Source organism: Butyricicoccus sp. OF27-2pH9A, assembly GCF_027693185.1.
GTDB lineage: Bacteria > Bacillota > Clostridia > Oscillospirales > Butyricicoccaceae > Agathobaculum > Agathobaculum butyriciproducens.
The window spans coordinates 432512-445573 of the sequence record NZ_JAQEXK010000001.1; the positions used below are offsets into that span (position 1 = coordinate 432512).

The window sequence follows — 13062 nt, forward strand, 5'->3', positions numbered from 1 at the left end:
TTCTTCTTATTTCATGCAGTTTGCCTTTTCTATTGTTCATTCTGCATAAAAGTATTTTTATTTCATTGTATATTCCGTATACGTTTGCGCTTGTTTTGCACAAAGTAATCTGGTAGAATATCATCAGTAAAAAAAACAAGACTGAATTGAGGTAATTGTAATGCGTAAGAATTTTTCCAAGTTTCTGATGAACACCGCTATGTTTGAGCTGTCCTGCGATCCCGGCACCACTAAGCTGTTCACTGCACACCGCACCAGCCGCAAGTAAGCTGCTCCTCAGAAAACACAAACTCCGCAAGCGAAAACGCTTGCGGAGTTTTTTCTGTTCCGGGCAGCGACAGCCGCCGGCTGCGCCCCCGTTTATGGTTTATCTTTCAAAGGATCATGCTGCAATGCGCTGCATGATGGTCGCCATCTCCGCACGGGTGATGGTAGACTTCGGCGCAAATACCTTGCCCGGCTTGCCCTGCACCAGACCGGTCTTTGCACAGTAGGCTACGCCTGCTGCTGCCCAGTCGGCAATCGTGCTGCCGTCGGTAAACTGCTTGACGATGCTGCTGTCTGCCGCGGTATCCTCACCGCTCAGCTTGCGCTGACGGGTCAGAAGCGTTGCTGCCTCCTGACGGGTCACACTGCGGTCGGGCGAGAATTTGCCGCCGCCGACACCCTGCATGATACCGGTCTTTTCTGCCCATGCAATCGCGGTGCGAGCCTGATGCGTTACCGGAACATCGCTGAAGCTGTCAGTCAGCTTGGTCTTGGGCTGGCCTGCCAGATTGTACAGTGCCTGTGCGACCTGTGCACGGGTCAGCGCCTTGTTCGCGCCGAACTCGTAAGCCTTATCACCGGAGAGCAGACCGTTTTTGGTGACATACTGCGCCGCATCATAGTACCATGCGCCTGCCGGAATATCGGTAAAGTCCTCTGCGTCCTTGCCTTCGCGCAGGGTGTTGCGGATCTCGTAGCTGTCCACTGCCTTGAAGCTGTTCCAGTTGTCCTCATCCTGCTTCTGGTAAGCGGTGCCCTTGATGGAATTCTCGCTGAACTCGATGATGGAGAATACCTGCTTATCCTCTTCATCGGTGTAGAAATCGGTGGAGTAGTCCGAACGAGCCGGAATGTACTCGTAGAACTTGTTGCCTACCGTACCGCCGGTCAGATAGGTCGTGCCGTCGCCGGTATTGACCTTAATGTCGTTCTTCACGGTGGAACGGATATAGATGTGGTCATGGCCGTTGAGGAACAGGTCAACGCCCATTGCGTCGAGCGAATACTCGCTGTCGTTGATATAATAGTCGCGTACATCCATCGGATCATGGTTGGAGGTATACGGGCCTGCGTGCGTCATAACGATGCGCCATTTCTTGTCGGAAGCATCCAGCACGCTCTTGCACCACTGCAGCTCTTTCTTCATGATCTCTGCCTTCTTGTCGGCCGGCGTAACCTCGCCGTTCAGGATTACGAAGATCGCGTCGCCGTACTCAAAGTAGCCCATTGTGCGGTCAAACTGCGGATAGCCGGTGTTCGCGCCCGACATATTGAAGCGCTGTGCGAACGATACGAAATTCCAGTCGCCCTTCATCTCGTGGTTGCCCGCAACAGTAACGGTCGGATACTTGGCGTAGTAATCGCCCATAACGTCAAAGCATGCCTCCCATTCGGTGGACTTATAGCCGTTCTGGGTGGTGTCGCCTGCGGAGATCATCAGATCCGGATTCGGGCAGATCTTGAGTGCCTGGTCGATGGAGTACTTGAAGCTCATGTAGTTCTCTACGGACTCAGACTGCGGGTCAGAGTAGAAGATAACGCTGAAATTCTTATCCGAAGCGGACTTCGGTGCGGTGAACGACTTTTCCTCGCTCATAAAGCTGCCGCCGTCGCCTACGCGGTATACATACTCGGCAGACGGTTTCAGACCGGTGATTTCCACACGATGTGCGGCTTTTTCCTTATAGCCTGCGGTTACGGATTCTACATAAGAGGTGCCGGACTTGCTCTCCCACTTGGAAGCACCCTTTACCTTGTACTGGATAACGCTCTTGGTGACAGCGGGGTCAGTCAGCCAGCTGAAGCGCAGGCCGCCCTGCTTGGTATCCGGCGTAATGGTGATCTGATCGGGTTCGCCCTTTACCTTGCCGTCATCAATATTCAGCACGATCGGCTCGGACTTGGTGTACGGCTTGGTTACGGTTTCCTTGTCGGTCTTAACCTCGATATAGTAGAACATATCGCCGGTCTTATCGGTCGGCAGAGAAGCGGTGTAGGTGCCATTCGATTCCTTCATGGCAACAGCGGTATCGACCTTGGAAGAATCATAGCCGTAGTACAGGGTCGCGCTCTGTACCTTGTCGCTGGTGACGATGCGGGCAGAGACCTCGGCCTTGCCTTTATGCGGTGCGGTGTTCAGCGCGCGGGAGATGATGCGCGTGCCGCTGACGGTGTAATCCACTGCCGGGAAGATAGAGGCATCATAGCCGCGCAGAACAGGCTGCTTGCCGGAGGCACTCCAGTCCCAAACCTTGCTCATATCCCAGCCGAGTGCTTCATAGGTGGACTTATCCTGCATTTTTGCGGTGGAAACATCCTCCCACTTGATCGGCTGCTCGGTCGGCTCGTTGCCGGACAGCAGCGTGCCCTCCCATGCAATATTGCCGGTGATGTTGGTAGCTGCCTCGTCGTCGAGCTGACCGACGATCTTATCCACGTCCGCAACGCCGTTGATGACGGTCTGTGCAGAAACGCTGTCCTTAAGCGTTTCACCGGCGTTGAACGAGCCTGCAATACCGCCCGCATGACCTACCGTGCCGCTCTTTGCGATGGTATCGACCGTACCGGCTGCAAAGCAGCGTGCCAGATAGCCGCCGCCGTCCTGAATGCCGGCAACGCCGCCCGCATCATACGGAGCGGAAACGTCTGCGTTGACATAGCAGTCCTCAACATGACCGACGATCGGGCCTTCGCCCTCCTTCAGCTTGCCGCAGATACCGCCTGCGGTGTGCGAGTTGGACAGATCCAGGCACTTTACCTCACCGGTGACAACACAGCCGGTAATCGTACCGTAGTTTACGCCTGCCAGAGCGCCGACATTCTGCTGACCGGTCACATAGCAGTCGAGCAGGGCAACATCCTTGATATACGCCTGATCGTCCTGATTGCCGACATAGCCGAACAGGCCGGCATATTTCTTTTCATATTCTACGCGCAGTCCCTTGATCGCATGGAACTGACCGTCAAATGTGCCGGTAAAGCCCTGATCCTTTTTGGAAGCAATCGGCTTAAATCCTTTGACGCCGGTCATATCAATATCGGCAGTCAAAACATAATGTCCATCGCGGGGAGCGCCGTCCCTCCAGCTGCCGGACAGATAGAGCAGCTGGTCCGGGGTAGAGATTTCATAGCAGCCTGTTGCCTTATTATATACCGGCGGCTTTCCCTTGTCGCTGGCAGCAAAGGCTCCCGTCGGGAGCATCGTCAAAGCCATTGCAGCAGACAGTGCCAAACTGAGTATGCGTTTTTTCATGTATCTCGGACCCTCTTTCTTAAAATTTTGTTTCTTTCTCGATTCTGCAGCGAAATCTCATTCCTCCTCCCCGTGCAACAGATTCGTGTGGTTATGCATTCCGTTTTCTTTCTCGCAAACGTTTGCGTAACTTGTACTTATAATTCTATCCCTGTTCCGTCAGAAAAGCAATCTCACTTCTCACCAATCTTTTCAAGCAAAAATTATGCATTTCTTCCTCAACGCGTGTCCGCTGCTGCGCGCAGAAAAGCTCCCGCCGGAACCGATCAACCGTTCCAACGGGAGCTTTTCTGTAATTATCCCTACTTGCGGGCAATGGCACGCAGAGCTGCCGCCGCAATATCCTCTGCAGTGAGGTTATACTGCTGCATAAGGAAATCCTGCGGGCCTACCTGACCGAAGCGGTTCTGGATGCCGATACGTTCCACCGGAACCGGATTCTTTGCGCTCGTCAGGTTGGTGATGGCAGAGCCGAGACCGGTGCCGACCTGATGGTTCTCTGCGGTGACGATGCAGCCGGTCTCTGCAGCCGCACGGAGCACCAGCTCCTCGTCAAGCGGCTTCCAGGTGTGCATGTCGATCACGCGGGCGGAAATGCCCTGTGCTGCCAGCTGCTCCTCTGCCTTGAGTGCCTCGTCTACCAGAATGCCGGAGGCAATAATGGTTACGTCCTTGCCGTCGCGCAGCGTAACACCCTTGCCGATCTCAAAATCAGAGCCATCCGCGTAAACCGTGGTGAAGCCCTTGCGAATCAGACGCATGTAGGACGGGCTGCCGCAGGCAGCCAGCTTCCTGGTCAGTGCCTTGGTCTGTGCAAAGTCGCACGAGTCGATAACGACCGCGTTCGGAATGTTCATGTACAGCGCACAGTCCTCAAACGGCATGTGGGTTGCGCCGTTGAACGCTGCGCAGACACCCGGGTCGGAACCGATCACATGCACCGGCAGCTCAGAGTAGCCTGCTGCCAGAAATGCCTGATCGAACATGCGGCGGGCAGCAAAGCAGCCGAACGAGTGCGCGAATACGGTCAGGCCGGTGGCGGCCATGCCGGAGGCAACGCCCATGGCGTTCTGCTCCGCGATGCCTGCGTTAAAGGTCTGGGCCGGGAACGCCTTCAGCAGCTTTCCGGTGTTAATGCAGCCCATCAGGTCGCAGTCAACGTGCATCAGCTTGGGATTTTCCGCCATCATTTCGAGCATGGCTTCTACATAGCCGTCGCGATTGGCGCGGCTGTCCTTTTCATGCTTGCCGATCAAAGTAAAACTCATTGTGTTCCCCTCCCTTACTTTTCGTTTTTCACTGCAGCCAGAGCGGCTTCGGATGCGGCGATCGCTTCATCCCACTGCTCCTTGGTCGGCTGAGAAGAATGTGCGCCGGACGGCTCGGCAAAGGTTGCGCCCTTGCCCTTTACGGTGTTCAAAATCAGGCAGGTCGGCTTGCCCTTGCACGCCTTCGCCTGCTCGAGCGCGTTATAGATCTGCTCAACATCGTTGCCGTCGGCTACGTCAATAACATTCCATCCGAATGCGTCAAACTTGGCACCGATACCCTTGCCGTGGCTCATAACGTCGGCAACCGCGCCGTCCAGCTGACGGCCGTTGTTGTCCACGAGACAAACGAGGTTATCCAGCTTGTAGTGTGCGGCAAACTGCGCGCCTTCCCAGATCTGACCCTCGTCACACTCGCCGTCGCCTACGGCAACGTAAACACGGCTCGGACGATTCTGCGCACGATTGCCGAGCGCCGCGCCGATGGCTTCGCTCATGCCCTGACCGAGCGAACCGGTTGTCAGGTCAACACCAATGGTCTTGCTGCGGTCGGTATGCGACGGGAAATTCGTGTTCGGCTGGTTGAGCGTGTACGCGCTCTCCATCGGGTAGTATCCCTTGAGACCGAGCGTCGCATACATGACCGGGCCGCCGTGACCCTTGGACAGAACGAACCAGTCGCGGTCCTCCCAGCGGGGATTCTTCGGGTCGATATGCATAACCTCTCCATACAGCACCGCCATAGCATCCGCCATCGACATCGAGCCGCCCACATGGCCGAAGCCGCGCGACGCGATCACCTTGAGCGTTTCCAGACGGATTTCCGCCGCAAACACACGCAGCTCGTGCAGTTTTTGCTTATCCATTGCTTTCCTCCTTGAAATTACGGTTTGCAGAACAAAACCCGCCCTTCCGCAATAAAAAGGACGGGTCTTGTTAGTTTTTATCGGTGATATTGCCGCTTTCGTATCGGTCTGCCGGTTAGACATACTCCATTTTGACATGGAACCGTCAGACCTTCCTTATGCAGCAGTTCTCACAGAATTTACTTTATGCTTTAGCCAATGCGCGCGATCTTCTTCGCCAGTTCCTTCTTCATTTCCATGTTGGACTGACGAGCGATCATAATGCGCTGTGCCTGCGGCGAGCCTGCGCCGTGCATGGACTCGGGCAGGTAGCCGACAGCAGCGGTGCCCATGGTCATGTTCTCGATCAGGCGCAGCAGACGCATGCGGTCCTCGGTCGGAACGGAAGCCACACCCTTGAGGTACTTCTCGATGTAATCGTGGGTTGCCGGGTTGCGGTAATCTGCCTCGGACGGCTGAGTAACCATGATGCCGCCGGCCAGATCCTGTGCCAGACGCGCGATCTCGTACGGGAAACGGGTGACATTCTGCTTGCAGACGTTCGCCAGAAGCAGATCGATCAGGTAGTTGCCGCTCTTGGTCTTGGTGCCCTGAGACGAGCATGCAATGCCGCAGCAGTACAGGGTTTCGTTCAGGTGGGTCATCTCGATCAGCTTATCCTTAACATGAGAAGCCTTTGCAGAGCCAGCCATCTCACCTGCCAGTGCGGTAGCGCCGATGAGCACATCGCCTACACCAACCTTGCAGCCGCCGTAGGACTGACGGTGATAGCCTGCAAAGCGCTCTACCATCATGCCTGCGAACTGGGTCTCGCCGTTGAGGAAGATCATGTCATTCGGGATAAATACACGATCGAAAATAACCAGAACCTCGTGACCGCCGTAAACCTTGTTGCCGACGTCGATGTCGTTAAATTCCTCGGTCTTGCGCGTGTCGCAGGACTGGCGGCCCAGAATCAGGGTAATGCCTTCTGCATCGGTCGGGCACGCGAAGGAAATCGCGTAGTCCTCGTCGCCTTCACGCATGGAAATGGTCGGCATAACCAGAACGTAATGGCTGTTCAGATAGCCGGTCTGGTGTGCCTTTGCGCCGGTAACGTAAACACCGTCAGCGGTGCGCTCGACAACGTGCAGGAACAGATCCGGATCCGCCTGCTTGGACGGAGACAGACCGCGGTCGCCCTTAACGTCGGTCATCGCGCCGTCAACGCCCCAGTCGTTGTTCTGTACATCGGTCCAGAACTTGACAAAATTCTCGTGGTACTTGGTGCCGCACGCTTCATCGGTCTCGAACGTAGTCGAATAAACCGCATTTGCTGCGTCCATGCCGACACAGCGCTGGAAACAAGCTGCGGTCTTCTGGCCGAGCAGACGCTGCATCTTTACCTTCTTGATCAGGTCATCGGTGGACTGGTGCAGATGGGTAAACGGTTTACCTTTTTGCCGGTCAGATTGGACGTTGCCGTCATCAGATCTTCGTACTGCGGGTCCTCTGCCAGCTCGTACGTTGCTGCAAACGAGTTGAGCGACGGACGAACGATCGGGTTGTCCACGACGTTCTCGACCTTCTTGCCGAAGCTGTACAGATTGAGGTGCAGCTTTCGCAGGGATTCGATGTACTGGTCTTTTGTCATCATGATATCATCTTCCTTGTCCTTTTTCTTTTCAATAGGAAAAAGCGCCGATTCACCGATTTTTATAACATATTTGAGGAGACATGAAGGGAATAGTCTTTGTAATGGGAAAGTTCGGTTTCTCGGCGCATATCCACAGAATTTATACGCCCATGAGCAGATGTGTGAGGTAAACACAGCAGCCGGAGAGCGCGATCAGCAGCAGCAAAATCACATGAATATAGATGATTTGAAAACGCGAGAATGTCTTTTTCATCGTTATGACCTCCTGCTGTATGTTGAATCTTAATTGGTTACACCTTGAGTTTTTCACCGAAGCGCTTCTCGAATTCCTCGGCAAGTTCTTCGCGGAATTTCGGGTGTGCGATAGCAATCAGACGCTTTGCGCGCTCGCGGAGCGTTTGACCGCGAAGCTGTGCCACGCCGTACTCGGTGACAATGTAATTGACATCGCAGCGGCTGGTGGTAACCGGACCGCCGGTGGTAATGGTTGTAACAATCTTAGACGCAGACTCGTCCTTGGTGGTCGAGTGCAGCGCAATGATGGAGCGACCGCCCTTGGACAAGTTTGCGCCGCGCACAAAGTCCATCTGGCCGCCAATACCGGAAATCTGGCGCAGACCGATTGCCTCAGCGCAAACCTGACCCTGCAGATCAACCTCAACGCACGAGTTAATGGAAACCACGTTGTCGTTCTCCGCGATCACAGCCGGATTGTTGCAAACATCCACCGGAAGCATGTTGATAATTGGGTTGTTATCCACAAAATCATACAGCTTGCGCGTGCCCATCAGGAAGGTTACGCTCACCTTGCCGACGTCGCGCTGCTTGCGCTTGCCGTTGATGTTTCCATTTTCAAGCAGCGGCAGCACGCCGTCCGAAATCATCTCGGTATGCAGACCAAGGTCGTGCTTGTCGCCGAGGAACGAGCAGACCGCATCCGGCACCGCACCGATGCCCAGCTGCAGGCAGTCACCATCACGCACGAGTTCAGCGATATATTTACCGATTGCACGGTCTTCCTCACCGATTTTCGGCGGCGCGGACTCCGGCAGCGGCTCCCACGAGCACAGGAAGCCGTCAATCTCGGATACATGAACGAAGCTCTCGCCATAGGTGCGCGGCATGTTCGGGTTGACCTCGGCAATGACCGTTTTCGCGGATTTGACCGCCTGTGCGCCGTAGTCGCAGGACAGACCGAGCGACACATAGCCGCGCTCGTCCGGAGGCGAGCAGGTAAACGCAAAAACATCAACCGGCAGCGTGTTGTCGCGGAACATGCGCGGCACATCCGAGAAAAACGCCGGAGTGTAGTCTGCACGGTTTTCCGCGATCGGCTTGCGGGCCGGACCGCCGACAAACAACGCGTTGTGGCGGAAATGACTTTCCATGCCCGGCTGCAGATACTCGCCCGAGCCAAGGTATACCATGTGTGCAACTTCCACGTTATGGAACTGCTCTGCCATTCGCGCCATCGTGCGCTGGAATACAATGGGTTCGCCAACCGCGTGACCGAACACAACGCGATCGCCGTCATGGATCACACCAACCGCCTGCTCAGGCGTCATCGTGTGCTCTTTATAGTATGCTCTCCAATCCATTTCTCGTCCCTCCCGCGCTCAAAATGCCTTGCGGTAGATGTCGAGCAGGTCGTCCTCGGTCAGCTCCACATAGTTGTTGCCGAGCAGGCGCTGCTGGGTTTCGATGACATTCTTTGCAAAGACCGGCAGCTCATCAGCGGTTACCCCGTGTTCGTGCAGGGGATCCTTTTTCAGTACCTCGTCCATCAATTCGTACAGATTTTCGAGTGCAAATACCGGTTCAACATCCAGTTCTGCGCTCAGAAGTTCTTCCAGCTGATTCAACTTGCCGATGGGCTTCTTTTCCTGATACTTGCGCATTACGTCCGCGAACATCAGCTGATTTGCCTGACCGTGCGGAATGTGATGCACGCCGCCGAGCGGATATGCCATCGCATGAACAGCCGCACAGCCCGCGTGACCAAACGCGATGCCTGCATAGTTGGAGGCGCGCAGGAACTCAAGTGCATGCTTCTTCCACGCATCCTTGCCGCCGCTTGCTACCGCGTCCTTCCAGCAGGACAGGATCAGGTGCAGCGCCTTTTCGGAGAACAGCTCGCTCAGTGCGCAGGCGTTCGGAGAAAGGTAGCTTTCGACCGCGTGAACCATGGCGTCAATGGAAGAAGTTGCAAAAACCGGATACGGCAGGCTGAGCAGCATGCCCGGAACGAGCGCCGCTTCGTCCGCAAACATCGCCGGAGACACCAGACCAACCTTGACGCCCTTAGTCGTACGGTTGATGATGGAAATGTTGGTAACCTCAGAGCCGGTGCCACAGGTAGTCGGCACGATGATCAGCTCATGCTCCTTCTCGAGGTTTGCCATGCGGTCGTACAGATCGTCCACACGGTCGGTAGACTTGGCAACGGTCAGCACCTTTGCGATGTCGATTACTGTACCGCCGCCGACCGCGATAATGCGGTCAAACTCCTTGCCGCGCAGGTCGTCGAGGATGGCGTCAACCATGACGTCGGTCGGCTCACCGCCGCCGAACTTTTCCTGAAAACAGGTGTGGCAGCCGAGGTTCAGCGCCGCGATTGTCGGATTGTAAATATATTCATTTGTCAGAATCAGGTCTTTCGCGCCAAGGCTTAATTCCTTCGCCAGCGTGCGAAAATCGACGTATTCCGCAATAGAAGGTACGATTTTGAAGGCTTTCATGTTATTTCACCGCCTTAAATATCCGGGAAATACTTCGCGTCGGCCTTAGTTACCCACTCATACTCGGGCACAACGGTCGTCACGATGTTCTTGTCGTCCTGCAGGCGGATGCACCACAGGTAATACTCCGCGTAGCCGGGAGCCGCAGCCTGAGAATGGGTCACGTTTTCCGGCATGCCGGTCAGGTCGTTGTTCTTTACCTTAAAGGCATCGTCGCCATATTCCGCCAGACCGTAGCCGTTTTCCGGCAGGAACTTGTAGTAGTACAGCTCCGGTTCAACGTGCTGATGCGGCGGATAAGAGGACCACTTGCCGGGGAAATGCACCACTTCACCGATGAAAAAGTTAGTTTCCGGGCAGTTGGAGCGGTCAAAGAAGGTGCGTACCAGACGGGTCGAGCACTCGTTCATCTGACCGGCGCCGCGCTCCTCATTTGCGCACAGGCAGTCCTCGGGGCGCAGCAGACGAGCTGCGAAATCACGCTTGTTTTCCGTGCGGGAAACGGCGATTTCCACGTCGCTTACGGCAGAAATTGTCACTTGGGTGTTCTGCGGAACGTGCAGCAGGATTGCACCCTCGTGGAACACGTCACGGCGGGTAACGGTCTCGGACTTGCCATTCCACTCGAAGGTCACGCTGCCGCTCATCAGGTCGTAAACGACCTCCTGCGCGTAGTCAAAGTGCATCACGTCGCCCGCTGCCATCTTGACAACACCGAACTCCATGCCCATCATTTCCGGGTTCTCGACTGCGGAGACCATGCCGTTGTAGCCCTTATCGAAGGGGGCCTTGTGCGTATATTTCATAATTCTTGCTCCTCTTTTCTTTGCTCGATACCTTATTATATAAGATTATATAAGCGAAGCCGCCCGTCCGAAAACGGGCGGCTCATATTGAATCTGCGTTAAATTAGTACATGCGTGCTTCTGCCAGATGATCGTCGATGCGCTTGCGTGCAGCCTTTACCTCGTCAGACTTGGAGGTGGACGCTACGCCGATGTGCCACCAGGACTCGTAGCCCTCAGCCATGGTCTTGGGCAGAACCTTTGCGTCGATGATGCAGGAAACACTTTCCTTCTTGGCGTCCTGAACGGCCTTGCGGAATTCGTCCGGGGTCTTGGCGTAGAACGCCTTCATGCCGAAGCCTTCGCCGATCTTGCCGAAGTCGGTGTAGCAGTAATCGCCGTCCAGTTTGCCGGTAGTCTCGTTGCGGTGACGCATTTCGGTTGCCAGAGAGCCAACGCCGTTACCCATCTGCAGGTTGTTGATGCAGCCAAACGCGCAGTTGTCGAATACAACAACGGTGATCTTCGCGTTCTCCTGCATTGTGGTCGGGATCTCGGAATTCAGCATCATGAACGAGCCATCACCGACCAGTGCATAAACTTCCTTATCCGGCTCAGCCAGCTTGGCGCCGAATGCACCTGCGATCTCGTAGCCCATGCAGGAAGCGCCGTATTCCATATTGTAGGAGTTCGGTGCGTCGGTGACCCACAGACGCTCGAGGTCTGCCGGCAGCGAGCCTGCTGCTGCAACCACGATTGCGTCGTCGTCTGCCTCCTCGCGGAGAATGCCGACCGCATTGGACTCAGTGATGGTGCCGCCGATCTGGTCAACAAAATCGTTCATGATCTTCTCGGTCCAGCTCGGTACACAGGGCACAAACTTGCCTTCACCAAAGCCTTCGCCCTTGTACTGAACGCCCAGAACACGCAGACGCTCCTCTTCCCAAACCTTGCGGATATCCTGAATTTCGGTGGTGTAGCCGGACTTATAGCCGTCTGCCTTGAGCTTTTCCATGATAGCCTCGAGCGTTACCTTTGCGTCACCGATGCAGCGGGTTGCATCCAGCTTTTCCGCGTGGAACTCGGAGGTGTTGATTGCCAGAACCTTAATATCCGGGTTGCGGAACAGCACCCACTTGGAGCCGGTAACGAAGTCGTTGAAACGGGTGCCGGCACCGATAACGAGGTCACAGTCCTTGCACAGTGCGTTCGCCGCCAGACCGCCGGTTACGCCGATGCCGCCAACCGCCAGTTCAAACGAATCCGGCAGGCAGGAGTGGCCGGCCTGTGTCTGAGAAACCGGAATGTTGAACGCCTTGCAGAAGTCCATTGCGGTCTGACCGGCCTCGGAGTAACGAACGCCGCCGCCTGCAATGAACATCGGCTTCTTGGAAGCCTTGATCATCTCAACTGCCTTCTCGATATCGTAGTCATCCGCTACGCGGCGTGCAACGTGATGTACGCGCTTCTGGAAGAAGTAGTCCGGGAAGTCGAAGCTCTCACCCTGTACATCCTGCGGAAGCGAGATAACAGCGGTGCCGCAGTTTGCGGTGTCGGTCAGGACGCGCATTGCGTTGACCATCGCGCTCATCAGCTGCTCCGGACGAGAAATGCGGTCCCAGTACTTGGCAACCGGCTTGAAGCAGTCCGAAGCGGACATGGACAGGTCGTTCGGAACCTCGAGCTGCTGAAGAACCGGGTCCGGCTGACGGGTTGCGAAGTAATCGGACGGGAACAGCAGCAGCGGGATGTTATTGATGGTAGCGGTCAGTGCTGCGGTTACCATATTTGCTGCGCCAACGCCGATGGACGAGGTGCACGCGATGATCTTGCGGCGGTTGTGCTGCTTTGCGTAGCTGATGGCGGCGTGTGCCATGCCCTGCTCGTTGCGGCCCTGGTAAACTCTCAGGTGGCCCGGATCCTCTTCCAACGCCTGACCGAGACCGACTACCATGCCGTGACCGAAGATCGTGAACATGCCGTCTACGAAGGGTTCCTCTTTGCCGTCCATCTCAATGTACTGCTGATTCAGGAACTTTACGATTGCCTGACCGACTGTCATTCTGGTTTTGCTCATTGTGTTTTCCTCCTCAAATGCTTTACTCTTTTTCCCTGCCGAGGCTCTTTCTTTTCGCTCCCGGCGGTGTTCTCTTTTGATGATTTAAGTTTAGCATTTGAGCGTTTGCTTTTCTTCTAACATCTTGAGAAATCGCCTTTTTTCTTATATTTTTACGTTACATACGAATATT

7 protein-coding genes and 1 pseudogene are annotated in these 13062 nt (G+C 55.3%); all 8 read right to left on the bottom strand.

The features are described from left to right. Window positions 1-382 precede the first annotated feature (382 nt). Window positions 383-3520: an S-layer homology domain-containing protein gene (locus tag PG722_RS01950; protein ID WP_270579487.1), complete on the bottom strand. Its 3138-nt coding sequence runs from the start codon at window positions 3518-3520 to the stop codon at window positions 383-385. Window positions 3521-3822: 302 nt separating this feature from the next. Beyond that, window positions 3823-4788, bottom strand: a complete 966-nt coding sequence (locus tag PG722_RS01955; RefSeq protein WP_270579489.1) for a transketolase family protein — start codon at window positions 4786-4788, stop codon at window positions 3823-3825. 14 nt (window positions 4789-4802) lie between these two features. After that, complete coding sequence (locus PG722_RS01960; RefSeq protein WP_270418045.1) at window positions 4803-5654, bottom strand: transketolase; 852 nt, start codon at window positions 5652-5654, stop codon at window positions 4803-4805. 191 nt (window positions 5655-5845) lie between these two features. Beyond that, a pseudogene (locus PG722_RS01965) lies at window positions 5846-7290 on the bottom strand (4-hydroxyphenylacetate 3-hydroxylase family protein). Between the two features lie 290 nt (window positions 7291-7580). Then, a complete protein-coding gene (locus PG722_RS01970) occupies window positions 7581-8888 on the bottom strand; it encodes an acetyl-CoA hydrolase/transferase family protein (RefSeq protein WP_118360749.1) in 1308 nt (435 codons plus the stop codon). Between the two features lie 18 nt (window positions 8889-8906). After that, window positions 8907-10028, bottom strand: coding sequence for a 4-hydroxybutyrate dehydrogenase (locus tag PG722_RS01975; protein ID WP_118479032.1), 1122 nt, complete (start codon window positions 10026-10028; stop codon window positions 8907-8909). A gap of 14 nt (window positions 10029-10042) precedes the next feature. Next, the gene (locus tag PG722_RS01980) at window positions 10043-10834 is read right to left on the bottom strand and encodes a 5-deoxy-glucuronate isomerase (RefSeq protein WP_118360747.1); all 792 of its coding nucleotides are present in this window, start codon (window positions 10832-10834) and stop codon (window positions 10043-10045) included. Between the two features lie 103 nt (window positions 10835-10937). Next, the gene (gene iolD, locus PG722_RS01985; protein WP_270579491.1) at window positions 10938-12890 is read right to left on the bottom strand and encodes a 3D-(3,5/4)-trihydroxycyclohexane-1,2-dione acylhydrolase (decyclizing); all 1953 of its coding nucleotides are present in this window, start codon (window positions 12888-12890) and stop codon (window positions 10938-10940) included. Window positions 12891-13062 lie beyond the last annotated feature (172 nt).